The sequence below is a fragment of the Streptomyces vietnamensis genome, assembly GCF_000830005.1.
GTDB lineage: Bacteria > Actinomycetota > Actinomycetes > Streptomycetales > Streptomycetaceae > Streptomyces > Streptomyces vietnamensis.
In genome coordinates, this window is record NZ_CP010408.1 from 266,803 (window position 1) to 286,635 (window position 19,833).

Here is a 19,833-nt window from a genome sequence, read left to right on the forward strand (position 1 = left end):
GGCCGCGCGCGGCCAAGGGCCGCCCGCAGCACCAACGGTGCCGTTCGCGGATTTCTGCCGAGGGAACCAGGGCGGAGCCTTGCGTGATGATGAATAGTGAGTATAGTTGTCTTGCGGTCGGCGGTGGCAGTCGACCACACCGGACACGCATCCTCAGACCTTCGGAGAGTCATGATCATCCGCACGCCGCTCCCCAACGCCCTGCACGCAGCCGCCCGGGCCCGCGCCATCGCCGGTATCGCCCGACGGAGGAGCGTGCTCAACCACCCGGCCGAGGAAGCGCTGACCACGGTCGCCGAGCTCCTCGACGACGTCGCGCTGACCTTCGAGACCGACCTCCCCCCGGTCCTGGACGGTGTCGTCATCACCAACACGATCCCCTTCGACGCCTCCCTGCTCCTCGCCATCGCCGAAGACGTCATCGCCCAGAACACGGCGACCGGGCTCCCCGCCTGCCTCGGCCAGTACGTCACCAGCGCCGTGTTCGGCACCCTCGAACTGCCCCGGCTCCTGCACCCCGTCAGCGCCCAGCTCGCCTCCCAGGAGACCAGCCTGCGCGCTGCTCTCCAGCTGCTGCACGAGCGCCACCTGACGGGAGCCGGTGAGCGGCCGGAGACGGCGGGGCTCTACCTGGAAGCCGCATTCAAGCTCCACCTGAGCTGGGGGCGCCTCGCCGCCGCCGTCGCCGTGGACAACGCCCGCCCCTGCAACCGGCCGACCGTCGCCCAGTAGGACCTCGCGCGGCGTACAGCGCCCCGCGCCCCGGCTCCCGGCCCCACCTCGGGCCGGGCGCCGGGGTCCGGCACCCCCTGCGCACGACACCGACCCGCACGGCAAGACGCCCCCGCCCGCTCGACGCGAAGGAGCGAGATGACCAACCGGATGGAACCCACCGAAGGCGACCTGCTGCTCGCCGAACTGGCCGCCCTGGGCCGCCACGCCTTCCCCGGAGAGGAGGGCGGCATGACCTTCCTGATCATGGCCGCCGACCCGGGCGCCCCGGACGACGAGGACGCCGCCTACGGCGTCTTGCACGTCCTGATGCACGCCGGCGAGCGTGCCGACCGGCCCGCGGCCGACCACCGCGAACCCTGGTCCGCGTATCTGCACGCCGCCGACGGCACCTACCTCACCACCCTCGTCAACGGCTCCCCCACGCCGCTCGACGCGGTCGCCGACGCCGCCCGGTGTGCCCGCGAGGTGACCGAGCGGCTCAGCCGGCGCCGCCGCGGCAACTTCCCGCCGGTCGCACGCCGGTTCTGCACCTTCTGATCCACCCCCGGCCGGGCGGCAGTGGCAGCCGCCCGGCGCCGAACTCACCACCCCGCACCCAGAGGAGCTCCATGGACATGCCCACCCGCCGCCGGCTGCTGGAGGGGATCCGGCGCGCCCACCAGGCCGACGCCGCGTACACCGCCGCCGGCCGCGCCCGCACCCGGGCCGCCAAGGCCACCGCCGCACACGCCCGCATCACCCGCGATCCGCAACTGCAGGGCGCCTCTGACGAGCTGGAGGCTGCGCAGGCCGTCCACGCTGGTCTCGTCCGCCGTGAGCAGGAGGCCCGGGCCAAGGTCCACCGGACCTTCACCGCGGCCCGCGCGGCCAACCGCGTCCTCGCGGCGCTCTACACCCCGCACGCTCCGGGCCGCGGAACCGGCGGCGGGAGCCGGTCCGACGTCGCGGCCGCCCTCCTCGGCGAGCTCGCCGCGATGCCCCGCGAGCTCGTCCTGGCCGCGGACAAAATCCTCGTCTCCACGAGCGGTGGCAAGGACTCGCTCGTCTGCGGGCATCGCGTGGTCACCCTGGCGGCCGAGGCCGGCTGCCTGGACAAGGTGGTCATGGTCCACGCGGATCTGGGGGAGGAGTCCGAATGGCCGGGGGTGCGTGAGCTCGCGCAGCGCCAGGCCGAGCGGTGGGGCGTCGAGTTCATCGTGGTCCAGGCCGACCGCGGCCTGCTCGGCCTCGTCGAGAAGCGCGGCATGTGGCCCGACGCGGCCCGCCGGCTGTGCACAGTTATCTGCACCAACTCCTCTCGTTGATCGACGTGATGGTCAGTGCGATCGACGAGGAGGAACACCTTGGAACTGCGACAGGAACTGATCGAGGGGCGGGCGGAGCTGCCCCGGGTGGGGGCCGTTGTCCCCGCTCGGGGCGTCCACCCGCCGTACATCGTCGTGAACGCGTACGACGACGAGATCGAGGCGGCTACCGCCTACCTGCGGGATCTGGCACTGAACGACTGCAGTCCGCTGACGGTACGCAGCTACGGGTACGGCCTGCTGCGGTGGTTCCGGCTGCTGTGGCTGCTGGGGGTGGCGTGGGAGAAGGCGACCGAGGCTGAGGTCGCGGTGCTGGCGGGGTGGCTGCGGACGGCCTCGAATCCGCAGCGACGGCGGACTCAACCGGGCGGACACGTGCCCGGGTCGGTGAACCTCAGGACCGGCAAGCCGACGCTCCGTGCCGGATACGCGCCCAGAACGATCAACCATGCGTTGTCGGTGGTCAGCGGCTTCTACGGGTTCCACGCCTATCAGGGCAACGGGCCGGTGGTCAACCCTGTCCCCATCTCGCCGCAGCGCCGACATGCCCTTGCGCACCGGAGTCCGCTGGAGCCGCGGGCGGTTGTGGGGCGGGCCCGGCTGCGGCAGAAGGTCTCCGACCGGCCGCCCCGTTCGATTCCCGACCGGCTGTGGGACGAGCTGTTCGATCGCATGGGCTGTGAGCGTGACCGAGCACTGCTGGAGTGTTATGTCTCCAGCGGCGCCCGCGCGGTCGAACTGCTCGGGGTGGGGGTGAACGACATCGACTGGGCCGGCCAGCGGATCTACGTGATCTCCAAGGGCACCCGGGAGAGGGAAGCGGTGCCGGCCTCGCCGCAGGCGTTCGTCCGTCTGGCCCGGTATCTCGACGAGGCGGGCACGCCGTCACGGGGCGAGTCGGTCTGGTGAACCCGTCGCGGGAGCGATCGTCCCCTGTCCTACTGGGCGATGCGCCGGATCATGCAGCGGGCGAACGAGCTGCTGGGCACGAACTGGACCCTGCACGACCTTCGGCACACGGCGGCGTCCCGGATGGCCAACGGCGGGAAGCTCACCCCTGTCGAGGTCCAAGCGATCATGCGGCACGCCAACATCCAGACCACTAGCCGCTACCTGACGGCGCGGGTGGAGGAGATGTTCGACAAGCTCGCGGAGCACTACAGCACGCCGCGGCCGGCGATGAGCTACCCCACTGGGTACTCCGCGGATGACATCAAGGCGGTGTTCGGTGGCTAGGTCCAGCGCGACCACCGGTGTCAGCAGTCGGCACGGGCCCATCTTGGAGGGGCGCACTTTTCCCAGCAGGTTCGTGGGCGGTCCGATGAAGCCGCAGCCTGCGGTCTCGGAGCCGCCGCCGCGACCGCACGGAGAACTGTCTGCAGCGTCGATCAACTACATCTCCAAGCTGGCCTTCGACGTCTGGGAGGACGCTTCCACCGTTACCCGGCACCAGCGCGCTCAGGCCACCCGCGGCATCCTTCAGTATCTGTCCACCCACCCGGGCCAGACCTGGCAGGAGCGGTGGGACGCCAGCCCTCTGGGCAAGGGGATGATCAAGGCGAACAGTCTCGGTGCCCGCAGGACGACCGGCCTCGCGGTCACCCCCGGGGTCCGCACGCTGTTCTGTCTCCGCGTCGTCCAGCCCACGATGCTCGCCTTCCGGCAGAACCAGCTGAACAACTTCACTCCCCTGTTCATCTCCGCGCAGAACGACCCGCTGCTGGTCGCCTTCGAGGAGCACATTGCCGCACAGGAGCTGCGGCTCAAGCACCAGCGGGAGGCCGTGCTCGACATGTGCACGCTCCTGACCTACCAGGGCGTCGCGCTGGCCGACGTCACGCCGGAGTCGATCCTCCAATACGCGCACGACAACCGGCTGGCCCGCTGCCGCCTCCAGCCCGGACAACCGGCCTCAAACCTCCTGTTCGGGCACGGCATGTGGACGGCCCTGATCACGATGGGGCGGTTCCCGGCCTCCACGCCAACGACCATGCGGGCAGCGATGATGCGCGGCCAGCGGACCATCGAGGAGCTCGTCGATCAGTACGGGATCCGCGACCAGGCCGTCCGCGGCCTGCTGATCGACTACTTCGGCCGACGCCGAGCGGATCTCGACTACTCCAGCCTGAAGCAGCTCGCGCTCCTGCTGGTCAAGCACTTCTGGGTGAAGATCGAGCAGCTCAACCCCGATCAGCAGGGCCTTCGGATCGCACCGGACCTCTACACGCGCTGGCGCGAGACAATCCGTCTCAAGGACGACGGCACCCACCGGCGTGGCCAGGACGACATCGTCATCTCGGTCCGCAGCTTCTACTACGACCTGCACACCTGGGCTGCTGCTGAGCCCGAACGCTGGGCGGCCTGGGTCGCGCCGTGTCCCGTCCCGCCTGGTGAATTCCACGGTCTGGGCGTCCGCCGGCGGAAGGGGACCGAACGCTCCGCGGACCGCACCCGGCAGCGCCAGCCGCTCTTGCCCGTCCTGGTTGAGCACGTCGAGTCCCGCTACGACCATGCCCGGCTCCTGCTCGAACGCGCCGACCAGGCCGCCGACGGGGAGGAGTTCACACACGCTGGCACACCGGGCAGATCCGCGAGCTGCGGCGACACAAGAACCTGACGGCCCATCTGGAAAGCCTGGTCGGCTACCTGGCACCCGGCCCGGTGCGGGAACGACTCGTGACCTGGACCGCAACCCGACCGCTCCTGCCCTGACCAGCCCTCCAGCAATCAGATCGCTCCAACTGAGTTCCCAAGGCGAGGTTTCAGCAGAGGCGGTCGAAGATCAGAACGGAACCGACAGGCCGGAGTCGCGCAGGCGGGCCAGAGCAACGGACATGCACTGCTGAACAGTCCTCCCATCGGCTCGCATCCCATGCGCCAACGGGCCACCGCTGGCAGCGAACGTCCACGCCGGCGCGTTGTCAGCCAGTCTCTCGGCGTCCATCCTGATCATGGCATTCACACCCTGCTCGCCCAGCCACTCCAAGATCAGAAGCGTCACGTCCTCGACGCCGCGTTCCTCATCGATCTTCGGCCAACGGCCTCGGTTCCCAGTCATCACTCCGACTCTATCGAGGCCCCGGAGGTGGTCCAGGGGTCCAACCACCAAGTTCAGAGAAGCCTGCATCCGCTGCCCGATGCTCCGCGCCAACCCCAAGATGCTCGCCCGGCTTACCGAGCTGGAAGCCGACCTTCTACAACGCCGGACACAAGCCGAAGCCGAGGGTTGGATCGGTGAGATCGAGGGCATCGACCTCACCCTCACCTTCCTCCGCGCCAAGCGCGACGAGACCCACCGTCGAGCCCAGCGACCAACTCTGCACCTCGGCATCCCCGCCCGCCGTCGGCCGAAGGAGTCCGAATGACGTTCCGCAGACCGATGCCTGATCCAGAACCTCCAACGCCTCGGCGCCCCCCGGAATATGATCGAACGGAACTCCCCGTCCATGCTCGGCTCGCGGGCCCTCGGCCGGTAGGGCCTCGACCTGCTCCCGTGGCCGGACAACCCCACCTATTCGCATGCGAGGCGCCGCCGCAACAAACGCATTCTCTTTCGCGAAATCGATAGCAAGAGTCATGCAGGGAGAAATCATGCCTACCCTTCTCTATTACCCACTGGCTAAGCCTCCAGTGAATGTGGTCCACGAAGCGTTGCTGTACTGGGACGGCATCGCTTCGATGGTATCGGATAGACAAGAAACGTATGAACGCACACTTATGGGCACGCTGCAAGATCTCAAGGACCGGGGATTTTACCACCCCATTAACCTCAAGAGTCATTACAGCCTGCTAGCCGACAGGGAAATCGATGACTTTCCTGGGATGGTAGATCGGCTCCATGCAATCGGCCCTCACAGGGGGCGCCCCGTCTACCTCGACCATGGGGGAAAGGTGGGATTCCGTCTCGAAGAGGGACTCATCGCACTTGGAGTGGCCCGGCATAATCGATTCCTGGAGCGTCCCAACCTTGGATCTCTTGTAATTCCCGAGAAGGCGCTACTAATTCTGGCCAGCACCATGGCTCAGGAGGTGGCCCGCTCGACAACGAGTATCTCCTACACGCCCTATACTGACCAGTCCACGGCTGAGGAACTTTCGCTGCGGTCGCATTCACGGTCCGCTGTATCGGCTTGGCGCGTGGAACTTGGCCGCATGCTGCCCATGCCGGCACCAGGAACCCCAACCTCCGAGGTTCTGGCCTTCCGTGAAAAATACGCCGCTGAGCGAGAGCGTTTGGTCAAGGCAACTCAGGCCATGCTCAGTGAGCTCAACCGGCACTGGGAGCACCCGGCCGATGTTCTTCAACGCATGCGCAGCGAACTGACCCAGGCACGCGAGGATTATCAGGGAGCTGTAAAGAGCAGTCGCATGGCGTGGATTACCAGGTCCATCTCCGCCACGGTGGCCGTAAGCACCGCGGTAGTCGGAGCCCTGGCCGTCCCAGATCTAGCGTGGGCGGCCGGTATCGCCGGAAGCATCGGGTTCAATATTGCCACTCGCGAGGTTCGTCCCGTGATGCAGAAAAAACAAGAGCATCCGTTCAGCTACCTCCGGCTCGTCGAGAAAGAGCTGTCGTAGCAGCGGCTTCGTGGCCGAGTTGCTGGAGGGCGGGGTGTTGCTGAGCTTCTGGGCGGACCGGAGATCTGTGTCTCGCGCGGACTGCGGCGTCGTGCCCTGCGGCGCCGCTGCCTCGGTGCACCGGGCACTCCATGCGGCGCGGTCTGATCCAGTACCTCGAACGCCTTGGCGTCCCCTGGCATGCAATCGAACGGCACTGAGCCTTTTTCGATCTGACTTGTGCAGGCCGTGTGTTGGACGGATCGGTGGAACGACGCAGCTCATGGTAGACGGGTTCTCGACCAAGATCGCCCGCAGTCACCGAGCAAAGGCCGACGAGAAGAGCTGCCCGTTACTGGACCACGGAGGAAGCCGGCGCCACCTCACGGTCCGGCCGGGGAAGACCGCTGAGCAGCACGCGTCAGGCAATCGCATCCCTGAGCAGGCAGCTTCGCGGCGAGGGCATCGGCGGCCTACCGGAGGCTGACGCTCACGCCTCGTTCCTCGAAGATCTCCAGGAGCAGGTCGAACAGCGCAATCTGGCGATCGCCGCCAGCGGGCACGCCCTCTACCAACCGTGCCCTGGCCTCGGCCGAGGAACCCCAGTACAAGGTGAACGGAGTGGTGGCGCCCCAGCCGCCTCTCAGACAGTCTTCAAGAGCATCGAGGTTCCAGCCGAAGTATCCGCCGGGCCCGTTGATGGCTTCACCGATCGCGCAGTAGAAGGTGTCCCTGTCAACGATGTGCCGGCCGTCCAAGGTGAACACCTGGCCTGCAGGAGAGTCGGGCCTTCCCTGGCGGTGGTACTCCTGAGACCACAACGCCACCGACAGCCACGCTCGTCTGCCCTCAGGGGAGAGTTCGTGCCACATGCCGGTGCGGCTCAGCTGACCCGTGCTGATCAGGTCCCACACCTGTTTCGCTCCCGCCAGGGCGTTCTCGCACCACAACGTCACTGTGAGGTCTACGAGGCCAGCGCCGCGGGCAGAGGGCTGGACGTCAATGACGGTGACCTCGTTGACGAAGTAGGACCCCATGGTGGCACCGTCACCGTCGAGGAGCTCGAACCAGGCGTTCCCCGCCACGGCACGACGACTGCCGACGTGGTCAACGCACCTCAGTAGGCCGCCCTGCGGGAGACAACCCGCGAGGTGAACTCGGCGCGCTCCTTCTTCATCCGACAGGGGCGTGAACAACCCCTCGGCTTCGTGAGCGAAGCCCCAGAAGTCGCTGTCGTCCTCGTCCGAGGTCAGCGCGTACTTCTGCCCCTCGCCGCCCCGCCCTGATGTTCGCATCGCACCCCCATTGAGAGCGCTGATCTTACCGACGCGTGGGGATCTGCCCTGCGGTCGCCGGCGCCGCCGCCACCCTTGACCCCATCCCATCCATCTCGGAGGTCTTTTGACGAGTCACATACCCGCCTTCACCCATGCGAGTGAAGTGCAGAGAAGCACCGCGACCCTGAAGCGGGACAAGATCGCGCCGCTGTTCAGGCAGATCACCGACGCCCTCGGCCTGGACGAGCAGGCCCTGATCCTCTCCGTCCTCGGAATCCGGGCGGCCGAATCCCCCGCCCGGGCCCGGAAGCTGCCGCTCGCCATCGACATGCGCGCGAGCACCGGGCGGCGCATGGTCCTGACCTGGCACCCGATCCTGGAGCTCTCCGAGACCGACGTCTGGCAGCAGATCGCCGACGCCGCCCTGGAGTACCACCCCGCACCCAGAGGAGTCCCATGAGCCTCCACCAACTTGAAGTCGCAGGTCAAAGGGCTGGTGTGGCCGATCCTCAGGGCACTCATGCTGGTCGTGGGCGGGAGCCCACGGCGAAGATCATCTGTCAGCGGTTGACTTCGAGGTTCGTCAGAACAAGCAGGGCTCGCAGGAGCTGGGTGGCGCGGGCGGGGTCGGTGCGGAGTTTGGTGAGGATCCGCCAGTTCTTGAGGTGGGCGAAGCCGGCACTCTGCTCCCCGCCCTGCCCCTGTCAGACCAGCCCGATAGTGTGACCGCCATGAGCGACGGCATCGCGTGGATAGGCGCACAGCAGACCACCCCCACCCCGCCCGGTACCCGTGGCATGTACGCCGGGATCTCCCTCACCCTCGCCCGGGGTGTCGATCAGGACGAGTTCCTCATCAACCTCGGCGCTGATCTCGATGAGCTGAGCGAGCGCGTTCCCCTGTTCGAGCTGCGCACCCGGCCCCTCCCCGACGCGCCGCCCACCGCACAGTTCAGCTACGCCATGTACGGCACGTGCGGGGATTGGACGTACGTGCTGGAGAACGGCCACATGGCCACCTGGGCAGGCGGCTACCAAGGCAAGGTCAAGTCCATGACCCCCTGCCCGGATGAAGAGATCCTGTGCCTGACCGTCAACCGGTACAGCCCGCCCGCCGCGCTCATTCACGCCCCCGGTGACGGGCGCACCTACTGGGCCGAGTTCGGCACCGCCACCGGCCGGGGCGGCTTCCTCGACCTGGCGCTGACCGCCGAGGGCGCCGTGTTCCCCTCGATCCCCGATGTCAGTGAGGCCGAGGTGGTGGCCTACCACGAGGAGCACGGGCCGCGCCTGCCGGAGCTGGTGTTCACCGCCGTCGGCAAGTACACCGACGTCGTCATTGACCAGGCCGCTGTGATGGCCGGTGACCTCCCCGCCGTCCACCTCCTGATGCCCTGACCCCGCGCGCACAGAAGCGGCCCCCACCCAGAACCCGGGTGGGGGCCGCTCGCTGTCGTGCCGGGTGTTACTGCGCAGCGAGCTGGCAGATCACGGGCTGACCGCCGCCGACACCGTAACGACAGGTGCCGCCGTCATCCATGCGCGTATCCAGCCAGTACGCATCCTTGTCCTTGATGCGCATCTGCTTCATGAAGTTCGCGAAGTGGCCGCCCATGGATTCCTGGTTGTGCATGCCCGAGATCGCCGCCCGGCCGCACACCTCGTTGAACGTGGGGTCAGCCCCGTTCTGCGAGAACAGGTGGATCATGCTGCCGTGCTTCTTCGCGTACATCGAAATGCACGCATCCCCGCTGGGGGTGGTCTTCCCCGGCGGGATCGCCGGGTTGATGCCGCCCTCGGTGGACGACATGCCGCCGCTGTTGTACGACGAGGCAAACGCGAACTCGTCACAGTTCAGGGTGTCGCTCGCGTCGACCAGGGCGGAGGCGTCACCGTTGTTCGCGGCCCACCCGGTGGGGCAGATCCGCCCACGGGAACGGGTGTTCTGCGCCTCGTCGCCCATGTAGTACAGGGGCTTTTGATCCGTCATCGAACCCGGGTGCTTCGGCGTGGCCTTCTGGATCAGCCACGCGTGCGCGGCGGCCTGCGGGAATGCCTTCGCGTTGAACGTGTACGTCGGAGCGACATTCACGAACACGCAGCCCGGAACGGATCCGGCCGGAGCGTCTGCGGCAGGGGTGTCGCAGCGGATACGGTCGAGATCCTCGGTGCCGCCGTCGTAGTCAAGCGACCACTGGTAGCCGGTCTTGAACGGGCGGATCTTCCCGTCGGCGGGAAGAATGTTCGCGTCGATCTGAATGTCAGGCTTGAACCGGTAGTCCGTACCGGCCAGCGACGTATCCCACTTGTACGGCGTCGTCAGCGTCGCCGAGTGCATCTCACCCGGCACCCACCACGGCTTGCCATTCCACGCCGTCACCGGCTGCTCCTGCGGAGTACAGAAGTTCTCACACAGGTGGTTCCAGCCCACAAAGTTGATCTCACGGAACGCGGGCGGGATCTGCTGCGCGGGCTCGATTGTCAGGTGTTCGGTGAACGTGTTCTGTCCGTCAAGCTCGATCATCCGCAGGAACATGAACTTCGCCACAGCCTGCGGCACACCGTCCATGCTGATGATCACCGGCACCGACCGCACATCGCACTCAATGAACCGCGTCGCGAGGATCGATTCAAAGTCGGTGTTGCACCACTGCACCCCGGCCGTCGCCGCAGCCACACCCGCCTTCGCGGACGCGTGGGGCGCCTTGCCCTTGGGCGCGGGGGTCGACTTCCCGAAGCACACCTGACGGCCGGTCTCATCCGGCTCACTGCACTGCTCCACCGCATCCTTCGCCGCGGCCGTGGCCCGCGCCGACAGCGGCGTACCCGGCTGACCGAGAGGCTTGGTCTGGTAGTAGTGCGGCTGCTGCGCGTCGAAGTGGTTCGGGTTGGGGCTCGCGTAGTTCGGTGTCGGCAGGGTGAGATCCACCGGTAGCTCCACCCGGAACTTTGCCCACGGAGACCACACCGTCTCGTACAGCGAGCCGTCGTAGGCGTTGGTGCGGAACACATAGTTCGTGTTCAGTGCCAGCTTGCCCGCCGGAACGTCAACCTTCGCCGTACCCCCTGAAGCCACATAGGGGGAGACGATGACGCCATAGGTGGAGTCGTTCAGCTTGACCTTGGTGACCGGGTTCCCGGCCGCGTCTGCGGTCCACACCTCGAACGTCAGGTTGGCCTGATCCCCATCGGGGTCGGTCACCGTGTTCGTAAGCTGCACCTTTTGCGAGTTCACCCGCTGGAACCCGCCAGGCGCCGCGTTCCTCGACAACGGCGCAGCCTTGGGCGTCTTACCTGACGCCGGGCGGGCGCCCGCCGCCGCGGCGAACGTGGTCTTCTCCGGACCGTGCACCTTCGGTGGTGCCGCATTGGGGTCGGGCTTTACGGCTGGAGCCGCGCCCGCCACTCCGCCGGCACTTAACAGCATCAGTGCTGCGGTGCCCACCGCAAGAGCGGTTTTCCTTCTGGTTCTCGACGTGCCGAACAAGACATGTCCCCTCTGGCCCCACCGCCCTTCAACCCGGCGGCAGGACACTGCTGGTGTGTGTCGCGCCGCCCTCTTTCCTATGCGGGTAGACGGTCCATCAGCAACGCGCCCAACCTGGGCAGTTCGTCTTTATCCGCCGCTAACGGACGTGATCCACAACACGGTTGTACGCGCACGCGTAAGAACCCTGCGGGGGAGTTGTGGAAAGCTGCGACCGTGGACCCCTTCGTCACCTACCCCGACCACCCCGCGTGCGGCATCTGCCCCTCACGCCGCCTGCGCCGTGAGGGCCTGGATGCTGCCGCCGGCACCCACCTCATCCGGGCAGACATTGCCGAGGAGCTCGGCTACCCCGAACCCCGGGAGGAGGACGGCCTCTACGGCATCGGCGGCTGGGAGTGGACGTGGTCCATCTCCACCTGGGACTGCGCGTGCAGCAGCTGGTACTACCACGAGACCGACCCCTGCCCGAACTGCGGCGGCGAACGCCCCAACGGCTTCGAGCTGGCTGCCTGAGCCGTGGCCATCAACACCACGCCCCAGCCGTCCACCTGCCTGGTCCTCGACCCGGACGGCCGTGGCGCCGTCCTCCAGGTCACCTCCGTGTACAACCTCGACGGCGAGACCCTCGCCGAGCGCCTCTACGAGGCCTACGCCATGACCACCGAGAACAACACGGAACTCCCCGACGAGATCACCACCGAGACCCTCATGGCCGCGCTCGGCGAGCAGATCGCCAACTGCGCGGAGGGCTGGCACACCTGGGCCAACGAGCCGACACAGCAGGCCTGGGACACCGTCCGGCCCTGGGCCGAACGGCAGGTCCGCCGCCTCTTTCCGACCCTGACTTGGCGCGTCGAGCCGGACCGGCAGTTCCTGCCGCCCAACAGCTGAACCACCCCACCGGCGGGGCGGCGGACCCCCAGCGGCCGCCGCCCCGCCTCGGCGCCCCCTGCTGCACCGGCCCCGAAGCGCCACCGCGCGCCCGATGCGCTACGTCGTCGCTGCCCACCCCGGGCGGACCTCCACCCTCCCGCTGAACCCGAACCGGAGATCACCGCCCATCTCCAGCTTCACCGGACCAGCCGTCCGACTGATCAATATCGTTCTGAGTAGCCGTCCGGGGACACCGGACGGGAACAGGGAGGGACACGTGGATCGACACGAGAAGAAGCGGCTCCGCGACTACATCGGCGAGCATCTGAACATCTTCGGCACGCGGCTGACGGATGACGAGGCGATGTTCCTGGGCAACTTCCTCGACGAGTACGACAAGACCTACAGGGGACGCGTTGTCAGGCCCCGCCCCAGGACCCGTAACGGCTGGGGCTCCGACGGGAAATACACATATCGCGAGACGTTCACCTACACGTTCACCGACGACGTCGGCATCCGCGAGGACTACGAATACCAGGACGACGACGGGCTGAGGAGGACGTCAACGAAGGTGATCAAGGACGCCCGAGGGATCCTGAACTGGTTCAGAGAGCACCACGAGGCCAGGACCTAGCGGCCCCAACGCCGGGCGATGGCGCCAGGAACCCGCTCCCCGCAACGGCGAACTAGCGCGCGGGTTCCGGCTTCGGCGCGCTCAGGAATCTGCGAACTGGCGCGCTTCACCCCGTAGCGGCGCCAAGGCGCCCAGCAGGAAAGCCCTGTCGGCCCGCGACCTCTACACAGGCAGCTATCACCTCCTGTGTCGGCAGGCGGCCGAGCGCCTTGCCGGCGCCACCGGAGACGTCGTCCTCTCCGCGCAGCACGGCTTCGTCACCCTCGACGAGCCGCTCTTCCCGTACGACCTGCGTAAGGGCCAGCCCGGCTCCACCACCGCCGAGCTGCTCGCCGGCCAGGCGGCCCAGCTCGGCATCCTGCCCGGCCCGCGGCCGGTTGTCGTGCTCGGCGGCCGCGCCTACGTCCAGGCCGTCACGCAGCTGCGCCCGGACACCCTGCAGCCGCTCGCCGGCTGCCGAGGCATCGGGGAGCAGCGCGCCCGCCTTGCCCGGCTGGCGCGAGCCGAGCAGCCGCTCGAAGTGCTCCGCCAGCTGACCACCACGGCCGCGCCGACGGCCTGAAAGCCGACAGCCGACTGGCCCCGCCCGTTTACGGGCGGGGCCAGTTCTGCGTAGCGGGAGCGGCGAACGCGCAGGTCTGAGCAGCGAAAACAGGCTCGAAGACCCCCCGATAGTGATGAATAAATGCTATAGTTGTCTTGTGGTCGACGGTGGCAGTCGACCGAAACCGGAAACCCGCACACCCTGGAGAACCGCATGCCCCTGGACTTCACCCACCCGCACGAATTCAGCTGCTTCGGCACGCTCCACCCCGACCGCCTCGTTGCGTGGTCCTTCGGGGACCCCTACGTCGAGTGGGAGCTCACCGGCCTCTTCTCCGGCCCCGGTACCTACACCACCGTCCCGCTCGACGCCGAAACGGACATGCACTACCACCCCGGCGACCAGGGCGCCCCCAACACCGTGGCTCAGCGCCTCGCCGCCCGCTACGGCTTCGACGGCCTCGACGTCCGGGGCCCCGTCCACTTCACCGGCCCGAGCGGTGAGACCGACCGCGCCCTGGGCATCGCCCCGGACGCCTTCGACGTCCTCTACGCGCGGGTCAAGGACATCTGCGCCGACCTCGGCGTCCGTACCTGGTGCAAGCTCCACCCCGGCGACACCGTCAGCGTCCGCTGCACCGACCTGGAACGCGGCGACACCTACTGGTTCCTGAACACCCCCCACCGCTTCCAGGGCTTCAGGGATTTTCCCGCTGACAGCAAGACGCTGGAGTTCATCCCCGGCGCCCGCATCCTGGTCTGCGACGACGAGTTCACGGTGACCGCCTACGGCACCTACGAGTGCCGCGCGGACCGCGCCCCCGCCGGGTACTGGCAGCGCACCGGCAACCAGCTGCTCCCCGCCTGACCCGCCCCCTTCCCCGGCCCGGCGCCGGGGAAGGGGTTCCCAGCCGACGGCCGGCCCGTACCGCCGGCCCTCCAAACACCCGAGGAGGAACGATGCACACCACCCTTCAGCAGTGCCAGGACGCACTCGAAGCCGCCCAGGACCAGGCGCAGGGTCTGGCCCGCACCCTCGCCGCCACCCTCGCCCACATGTATCCGCACGCCGCCTATTTGGTGCTGCGCCGCGACCCCCACTCCGGCGACCTCCACCTCGACAGCCTCCGGACGGCCGGCGGCGCGCAGGGCGTCTGCGGCGACCTGGACATGCTCCCCGAGCTCACCGACCCCGAACTGCGCACGGCCTGGGGCGGGACCGATCCGCGCGATCCCCAGGCCCTGCTCCAGGTCCTCCGCGACCTCGACCATCTCGGCGCCCCGTTCGGCCGGCTCCCCGACTCGGCGCAGGTGTATGCCGACCCGTATGAGGACACGGCGGCCCTACTGTGCTTCGTGGTCAACGCCGACGCGCCCGAGCCCGAGGGCCACGACCGGGAAGTGACCGCGCACCTCGCCCTGACCGTGAGTGAGGAGGTCACCTACGAGTTCACCGTCGAGGTCCAGCTCCCCGCGTACATCGTCAACAACCCGAACGCCCTGCGCGACTACCTCGCCGACAACGAGGACATCTGGCTCGACGAACTCGACCCCCTGAGCGGCGTCACCATCAACGAGCGCAGCCTGGACGACGTCGAACTCACCCTCGCCGCCTAGACCTCCTACGACCGCACACGGGCGCTGAGGGCGCCCAGGAAGGCACGAAGCACATGCCGGAGTACAGCATCAGCTGGAACGTTGAGATCGACGCCGACACGCCCGTACATGCCGCCTTCGCGGCGCTGGCTCTCCAGCGCGATCCCACGTCCTGGGCCACGGTCTTCACCGTCCACACGGACGACGGTGACGTGGTTGTCGACCTCAACCCTCACCAGCCGGGCCCGCCGCGACTGAGCGGCCCCTGGACCCTGACCGCATAGCCCCGCACCTCCTCGCGCCCCGGCACGGCTCACCAGCCGCGCCGGGGCGCAGTCATGCCCGGCCACCCAGGTGCATCCGGCCGGCGGTGGGCGGCCGGGCGTTCCCTCCAGCCCGGGACGCGGCCGACGCGCCCTCGGCCGGCCGGGGAGCCTCCACCGCGGCCGCCGCCGGCCCGCGCGGCCGGCGCTTGAACGCCGGCGCCCTGGAGTAGAGGACGGGCCGGCGGCACGTGCGCGGGCTCCGCCGGCGCCCCTCGGGCATGCCGCTGAACAGGGGAAATAGCGGCCTGCGCCGTTCACAAAGTGATGAGTGGCAGGTATAGTTGTGTTGTGGGTCGGTGGTGGCAGCCGACCCGCACCGAAAACCAACTCCCAGGAAAGGGGACCCCTATGCCCACCCTCCTCCAGAACGGCTACGCCCTGCGGGTCGAGCCCACAGGCGGCTTCCGCCTGCTCGACTGGGACGCCGACACCTGCCCGCAGGACGCGCTCGGCGCCGACCAGGTCCGATCCGTCGACCTGACCACCCAGCTGATCATGTGGACCGACGAGCTGGCCGTCCCGCTCGGCCTCCCCGCCAACGCCCCCGCGCGCCAGCTCCTCCACGCCTACCAGGCCAACCCCACCCCCGTCTGCGGCGTGGCCGTCTTCACCGGGTCCACGCGCGCTGGAGCGCTGCTCGGCCTCACCGAGGACCAGGCACTCATGCTCGTCGACCGCTACTTCAACCGTCACCGCGACGTCCCCCGACCGCGCCGCTAAACGCAGGTCACCCCCGGGCCCCGGAGCCGAATTCCGGGGCCCTCGAATTCGACGAAAGGAAAACCCGTGAAATACACCATCATCGGAGACTGGTACGAAGTCTGGGATCTCGCCGATTCGTTTGCGGTCGTCGCCGAGGGAGCGGATTACGAGGAGGCCAAGGCGAACGCGGCCGCCGCGGTGCTGGAGGCCTTCCCGTGGCGCGCCGAGGAGGACGGCGAGACCCCCGAGACCCTCTGGGGAGGAGACAACGGCGCCTACGTCGTCGCCGCCTTCCTCGGAGACCTCGGCGCCCAGACGGTCGACGCCGCGAGCTTCCGGCTGATCGCATGACGGCCACCGCGACGCAGACGTACACCGTCATCGGCCTGACCCTCGACGTCGACAGCACCGAGCTGCTCATCGCGGCCGTCCTCGCAGGCCCCGTCGCGGACCAGGTCGAGCTGCTGGCCACCAGCGAGGACGACTTCACGCGGTGGGCCGAGGAGTTCAACGCGCCCGACCCGGACACCGCCGCGACCATGGCCTACGCCTACTGCCGCGACTTCGGCTACGCCGAGGAGAGGACCGCCGGGGAGTACCTCCAGCGGGTTCTGGCCGACGAGGGCATCGGATCCACCGGAGGTGGGCACCCGGGCTCCGGCCGCTCCTGGATCTCCGTCGCCACCCCTGACGGGGGCGAGATCCTGTTCACCGGCCAGGACAGGCACGAGGCCGAGGCGGACTACCCGCTGACCGATCACGCCGGTTGGCTCGCCTGCGGCTACGACGGGGGCGGAGTGGAATTCACCGTCCTGTACGACTCCCATGACCCCGACCTGGCCGCCGACACTGCCGCCGCCATAGCGGCCGTGCGCGCCAGCCTCGCCACCGGCTAAACGCCTATCCGCGCTGCGCCCCCACCGTGCCGATTCCGCACGGTGGGGGCGCAGCCGCGCTCGGCCGACAGGGCGCAGGGCTGAACCTCCTTCCGAGCAGCGGGACCTTCTGACGACTCCACTCCGCGCCGGCCGCGGGGGCGGTGCCGGCGGTACAGGCGCGGCCGGCGGAGGACGGCCGGGCAACAGTTCACCCAGGTGGGCGGGTAATGAGGGCACCGAAAGTGATTCATGTGTGTTATAGTTGTCTTGTTGGTCGGCGGTGGCAGCCGATCACAAACCGAATCCACGCACAGCCGTGAGGAGACACCCATGTCCGACACCCTGTTCCGCACCCTCGACCTCATCGAGCCCGGCGACCTGGTCCTCTACCACGGCAGCATTCCCGAGCACCACGGGCTCTACCTGGCCCAGCCGTGCGACTGCTTCTACTGCGGGCGGGCGGACCACCTCGGGAGCGACGACACCCGCTACCGCCTGACGGACCCGTTCGCCGAGGACCCGGACGCCTGCACGGTGCACCACGTGCGCCGCCGCTCCATCACCCGGTCGGCCGCCAACGCCTGACCCTCCCTCGGGGCGCAGCCGTCCGGCTGCGCCCCGCACCGGGCGGCGGGGAGTGGCACCCCGCCGCCGCCGAGGACACCACTCACGAAAGGGCAGACCATGACCGACAAGACCCTCATCGACGGCACCGCCAACCCGGACAACCTGGGCCCCGACGCCATGCGCTGGACCCCCGAGCCGGAGCAGCCGGCCGTTTCCCTGGCCGACCTCTTCGGAGCGGTCATCCACAGGTACAGCCGAGCCCAGGCCCTCGCCGACGGGGCCTTGGTCGCCGTCGGCGCTGACATCGCCCGAGAGGCCAGGTTCGGGGTTCCGGTGGCGCTCACCGCGGCCGCGTGGGCTGACTGCGTCGCCTGGACCGACGAGGACAACCGGCAGACCTATCAAGACGAGTCGGGCCGCCTCTGGGACGTGCTCTGGATGACCCACCACGCCATCCGACGGTCCAACGGAGGGAGGTCTTGCACTGTAGAGCTCTACCGGGTCCCGCGCGACGGAGAGAGCCACGAGAGCGAGCAGACGTGGCTGCTCGCCACGTGCGGGCCCGGCGATGACGGGGAGCCTGTGATCACGATCTCTCTTCCGGGCGAGGACTGACAGTCGGAAGCCGCGCCCCACCTCTTTCCGGCGAGGGGTGGGGCGCAGTGCGCTTCGCGGCCCTTCCCGCATGCGGAAATCCCCCCGAGAAAGATCCGCGCGACCCCCCAGGAGTGGTGTATATGAGTTATAGTTGTCTCGTTGGTCGGTGGTGGCAACCGGCCAGGAAACCGGAAGCAGACCGAGAGGAATCGGCATGGCAATCACGTCGCACGAGCGGACCCCGTATGAGGTTGAGCGCGCCGCTGCGCTGTTGATGGGCTTCTTCAACGCGGTGGGGGACGGCTGCCACGTTCTCGTCGTCGCGGCATCGGCGAACGGCGACACCCTCTCGATTCCCGTTCCGTTCCACAACGACGGCGAGACGACGGACTTGGACCCGGATGACGCTCTTGAGGCGATGATGCTCCTCACCCTCGCCGCCATCGTGGGCGGTGGCGCGGTGATCCGCACGAACTTCGCCAACCAGACCTCCGAGGTGAGGGGGTGGAAGCTGGTGGAGTTCTACGCCAAGCCGCTCAGTGCTTCGGAGATCTTCAGCGTCTACTGCACGGATGCGGAGACGGGGGAGTTGATCGCGCCGGAGTGGGGTGTGGAGTACTTGGCTGCGCCCCGTCTGACGGTCTGACGCGGGGGCTCCGGGGTGCGGGTGCTCTGCCCGCGCCCCGGAGCTTCCCCGGTCCGCCAGGGCTGCTGGACGGCGGCGCCCGCCTCGGCCTCCGGCCCCGTGCTGCCCCCGTTTTCTGGTCGCTTTCGGGCCTTGGCTCTTCGGACCCCGCCCGGCCCGGTTGCGGCCGTGTCGCGGCCGGTTGCCGGCCGCAGGACGCCCTCGCAGGGTTTCCAAAGTGATGAATGTGCGTTAAGGTTGTCTCGTTGGTCGATCGTGGCAGTCGGCCTTCCCCGAGTCCGTATCTCGCTCCTAGGAGACACCCTGTGAAGAAGCCCGTTCTTTGCTGCGCTACCCACGTGTGGGCTGGCGATGTGGATAAGGCCACCGAGCACTACGCCACTTATCAGGAGACCAGCGCGGCGCAGCTCGACGAGATCGCCGACCGGCTCGAAGCCCGCGACGCGGTTGGGGATTCGCAGGAGGCGAAGGAGCTGCGCGAGAACGCCGCCTACAACCGCGAGGCCGCCGCACGGGCCCGCAGCGCCGATGGCCGCGAACACCTCCGCCGCACCGGCCTGTGGCTCACTCCCTCGTGCGTCCGCAGGACCCGCGCCGAAGCCTGACTGCAGGCGTTCTGCCCGTGCCCGGGGCCGCCGGACAGCCGTGCCGGAAGTGGCCCTGGGACGGGGTGTTTTGACGGCGTGACAGCTGTGTGAGGGAGGCCCGAAAGGGCCTCTTTTTCTTTTCCGGAATGGTTCCCTATTCGATTTCCGAGCGGCACTATCTCGCGCACACATTACGTGACAGGCCATCAGATCGGGAAGTCTCGGGGGGACAGCTCTCGACGCACCCGGAACATGTCGGGGCGGATCATCGGCCGATGGAGAGCGCCGAATTGCTAAGTCCTGCAATCCGGCCGTAAGGCCGCCCGGGAATTTACGCCCGCACTCGGCCCCGTGATTCCGGACGCCCGCGAGGGCGACCCACCCCATCCACGGCGCCCGAAAGGGCGCTGAAACCCCCTCAGCAAAACACACTGTCACCCCCACCCCCGAACACCCCCACCCCACCCCCCGACACCCACGCACCCCCTCCCACCCCCACAGGCCCCGACAGGGGCCCACACC

At 68.3% G+C, this 19,833-nt stretch carries 26 protein-coding genes and 1 pseudogene; 24 read left to right on the forward strand and 3 right to left on the reverse strand.

Annotated features, from left to right (window positions below; all coding sequences use genetic code 11):
• The first annotated feature begins 171 nt into the window (after nucleotides 1-171).
• The 6 genes from SVTN_RS40670 (at nucleotide 172) to SVTN_RS40690 (ending at nucleotide 4,656) form a co-directional block, all read left to right on the forward strand.
• The gene (locus SVTN_RS40670) at nucleotides 172-732 is read left to right on the forward strand and encodes a hypothetical protein (protein WP_041134945.1); all 561 of its coding nucleotides are present in this window, start codon (nucleotides 172-174) and stop codon (nucleotides 730-732) included.
• Between the two features lie 138 nt (nucleotides 733-870).
• Nucleotides 871-1,272, forward strand: a complete 402-nt coding sequence (locus tag SVTN_RS40675) for a hypothetical protein (RefSeq protein ID WP_041134946.1) — start codon at nucleotides 871-873, stop codon at nucleotides 1,270-1,272.
• Nucleotides 1,273-1,343: 71 nt separating this feature from the next.
• Nucleotides 1,344-2,039 carry a tRNA lysidine(34) synthetase gene (locus SVTN_RS41405; protein ID WP_078908866.1) on the forward strand — a complete coding sequence of 232 codons (696 nt, stop codon included), beginning with the start codon at nucleotides 1,344-1,346 and terminating at the stop codon, nucleotides 2,037-2,039.
• Nucleotides 2,040-2,078: 39 nt separating this feature from the next.
• Entirely contained in the window at nucleotides 2,079-2,948 is an 870-nt protein-coding gene (locus SVTN_RS40685; protein WP_342669721.1) for a site-specific integrase, read from the forward strand.
• 24 nt (nucleotides 2,949-2,972) lie between these two features.
• Nucleotides 2,973-3,275: a site-specific integrase gene (locus SVTN_RS46470; RefSeq protein WP_342669723.1), complete on the forward strand. Its 303-nt coding sequence runs from the start codon at nucleotides 2,973-2,975 to the stop codon at nucleotides 3,273-3,275.
• Nucleotides 3,276-3,360: 85 nt separating this feature from the next.
• Nucleotides 3,361-4,656, forward strand: a complete 1,296-nt coding sequence (locus tag SVTN_RS40690) for a hypothetical protein (RefSeq protein WP_245728084.1) — start codon at nucleotides 3,361-3,363, stop codon at nucleotides 4,654-4,656.
• Between the two features lie 165 nt (nucleotides 4,657-4,821).
• On the opposite strand, the gene SVTN_RS40695 is transcribed toward SVTN_RS40690, so the two are convergent.
• Nucleotides 4,822-5,097: a hypothetical protein gene (locus SVTN_RS40695; RefSeq protein ID WP_041135040.1), complete on the reverse strand. Its 276-nt coding sequence runs from the start codon at nucleotides 5,095-5,097 to the stop codon at nucleotides 4,822-4,824.
• Between the two features lie 79 nt (nucleotides 5,098-5,176).
• Here SVTN_RS40695 and SVTN_RS40700 point away from each other — a divergent pair, with 79 nt between their 5' ends.
• Together SVTN_RS40700 and SVTN_RS44605 are read left to right on the forward strand one after the other, a co-directional pair.
• A complete protein-coding gene (locus SVTN_RS40700; protein WP_078908867.1) occupies nucleotides 5,177-5,404 on the forward strand; it encodes a recombinase in 228 nt (75 codons plus the stop codon).
• 226 nt (nucleotides 5,405-5,630) lie between these two features.
• A complete protein-coding gene (locus SVTN_RS44605) occupies nucleotides 5,631-6,617 on the forward strand; it encodes a DUF6236 family protein (protein WP_159026617.1) in 987 nt (328 codons plus the stop codon).
• Nucleotides 6,618-7,069: 452 nt separating this feature from the next.
• On the opposite strand, the gene SVTN_RS40710 is transcribed toward SVTN_RS44605, so the two are convergent.
• Complete coding sequence (locus SVTN_RS40710) at nucleotides 7,070-7,891, reverse strand: barstar family protein (RefSeq protein ID WP_041134949.1); 822 nt, start codon at nucleotides 7,889-7,891, stop codon at nucleotides 7,070-7,072.
• Between the two features lie 145 nt (nucleotides 7,892-8,036).
• Here SVTN_RS40710 and SVTN_RS40715 point away from each other — a divergent pair, with 145 nt between their 5' ends.
• Together SVTN_RS40715 and SVTN_RS40720 are read left to right on the forward strand one after the other, a co-directional pair.
• Nucleotides 8,037-8,333, forward strand: coding sequence for a phosphoadenosine phosphosulfate reductase domain-containing protein (locus tag SVTN_RS40715; protein ID WP_041134950.1), 297 nt, complete (start codon nucleotides 8,037-8,039; stop codon nucleotides 8,331-8,333).
• 271 nt (nucleotides 8,334-8,604) lie between these two features.
• Nucleotides 8,605-9,270 carry a hypothetical protein gene (locus tag SVTN_RS40720; RefSeq protein ID WP_052499865.1) on the forward strand — a complete coding sequence of 222 codons (666 nt, stop codon included), beginning with the start codon at nucleotides 8,605-8,607 and terminating at the stop codon, nucleotides 9,268-9,270.
• A gap of 67 nt (nucleotides 9,271-9,337) precedes the next feature.
• On the opposite strand, the gene SVTN_RS40725 is transcribed toward SVTN_RS40720, so the two are convergent.
• Nucleotides 9,338-11,317, reverse strand: a complete 1,980-nt coding sequence (locus tag SVTN_RS40725; protein WP_159026618.1) for a hypothetical protein — start codon at nucleotides 11,315-11,317, stop codon at nucleotides 9,338-9,340.
• A gap of 258 nt (nucleotides 11,318-11,575) precedes the next feature.
• Here SVTN_RS40725 and SVTN_RS40730 point away from each other — a divergent pair, with 258 nt between their 5' ends.
• The 14 genes and pseudogenes from SVTN_RS40730 (at nucleotide 11,576) to SVTN_RS40795 (ending at nucleotide 19,329) form a co-directional block, all read left to right on the forward strand.
• On the forward strand, nucleotides 11,576-11,875 hold the full coding sequence (locus tag SVTN_RS40730; protein ID WP_041134952.1) for a hypothetical protein: 300 nt from the start codon (nucleotides 11,576-11,578) through the stop codon (nucleotides 11,873-11,875).
• A 3-nt stretch (nucleotides 11,876-11,878) separates the two neighbouring features.
• Nucleotides 11,879-12,253 (forward strand): hypothetical protein, encoded by a 375-nt coding sequence (locus SVTN_RS40735; protein WP_041134953.1) that lies wholly within the window; start codon nucleotides 11,879-11,881, stop codon nucleotides 12,251-12,253.
• Between the two features lie 94 nt (nucleotides 12,254-12,347).
• On the forward strand, nucleotides 12,348-12,869 hold the full coding sequence (locus tag SVTN_RS40740; RefSeq protein WP_245728086.1) for a hypothetical protein: 522 nt from the start codon (nucleotides 12,348-12,350) through the stop codon (nucleotides 12,867-12,869).
• Between the two features lie 133 nt (nucleotides 12,870-13,002).
• A pseudogene (locus SVTN_RS46480) lies at nucleotides 13,003-13,431 on the forward strand (DUF6884 domain-containing protein); the annotation flags it as partial.
• A gap of 195 nt (nucleotides 13,432-13,626) precedes the next feature.
• Entirely contained in the window at nucleotides 13,627-14,280 is a 654-nt protein-coding gene (locus SVTN_RS40750; RefSeq protein WP_041134956.1) for a hypothetical protein, read from the forward strand.
• A 92-nt stretch (nucleotides 14,281-14,372) separates the two neighbouring features.
• Nucleotides 14,373-15,029, forward strand: a complete 657-nt coding sequence (locus SVTN_RS42985) for a hypothetical protein (RefSeq protein WP_052499866.1) — start codon at nucleotides 14,373-14,375, stop codon at nucleotides 15,027-15,029.
• A 53-nt stretch (nucleotides 15,030-15,082) separates the two neighbouring features.
• Complete coding sequence (locus SVTN_RS40760; RefSeq protein ID WP_041134957.1) at nucleotides 15,083-15,292, forward strand: hypothetical protein; 210 nt, start codon at nucleotides 15,083-15,085, stop codon at nucleotides 15,290-15,292.
• A 390-nt stretch (nucleotides 15,293-15,682) separates the two neighbouring features.
• Complete coding sequence (locus SVTN_RS40765; protein WP_041134958.1) at nucleotides 15,683-16,054, forward strand: DUF3846 domain-containing protein; 372 nt, start codon at nucleotides 15,683-15,685, stop codon at nucleotides 16,052-16,054.
• A 66-nt stretch (nucleotides 16,055-16,120) separates the two neighbouring features.
• Nucleotides 16,121-16,387: a hypothetical protein gene (locus SVTN_RS40770; RefSeq protein WP_041134959.1), complete on the forward strand. Its 267-nt coding sequence runs from the start codon at nucleotides 16,121-16,123 to the stop codon at nucleotides 16,385-16,387.
• Entirely contained in the window at nucleotides 16,384-16,932 is a 549-nt protein-coding gene (locus SVTN_RS45050) for a hypothetical protein (RefSeq protein ID WP_041134960.1), read from the forward strand. The genes SVTN_RS40770 and SVTN_RS45050 overlap by 4 nt, the downstream gene beginning before the upstream one ends.
• Nucleotides 16,933-17,244: 312 nt before the next feature.
• Nucleotides 17,245-17,499 carry a hypothetical protein gene (locus SVTN_RS40780; RefSeq protein ID WP_041134961.1) on the forward strand — a complete coding sequence of 85 codons (255 nt, stop codon included), beginning with the start codon at nucleotides 17,245-17,247 and terminating at the stop codon, nucleotides 17,497-17,499.
• A gap of 99 nt (nucleotides 17,500-17,598) precedes the next feature.
• On the forward strand, nucleotides 17,599-18,096 hold the full coding sequence (locus SVTN_RS40785) for a DUF6573 family protein (RefSeq protein WP_342669722.1): 498 nt from the start codon (nucleotides 17,599-17,601) through the stop codon (nucleotides 18,094-18,096).
• A 196-nt stretch (nucleotides 18,097-18,292) separates the two neighbouring features.
• A complete protein-coding gene (locus SVTN_RS44075) occupies nucleotides 18,293-18,724 on the forward strand; it encodes a hypothetical protein (RefSeq protein ID WP_052499868.1) in 432 nt (143 codons plus the stop codon).
• A gap of 305 nt (nucleotides 18,725-19,029) precedes the next feature.
• Nucleotides 19,030-19,329: a hypothetical protein gene (locus SVTN_RS40795; RefSeq protein ID WP_159026619.1), complete on the forward strand. Its 300-nt coding sequence runs from the start codon at nucleotides 19,030-19,032 to the stop codon at nucleotides 19,327-19,329.
• The last annotated feature ends 504 nt before the right edge of the window (nucleotides 19,330-19,833 follow it).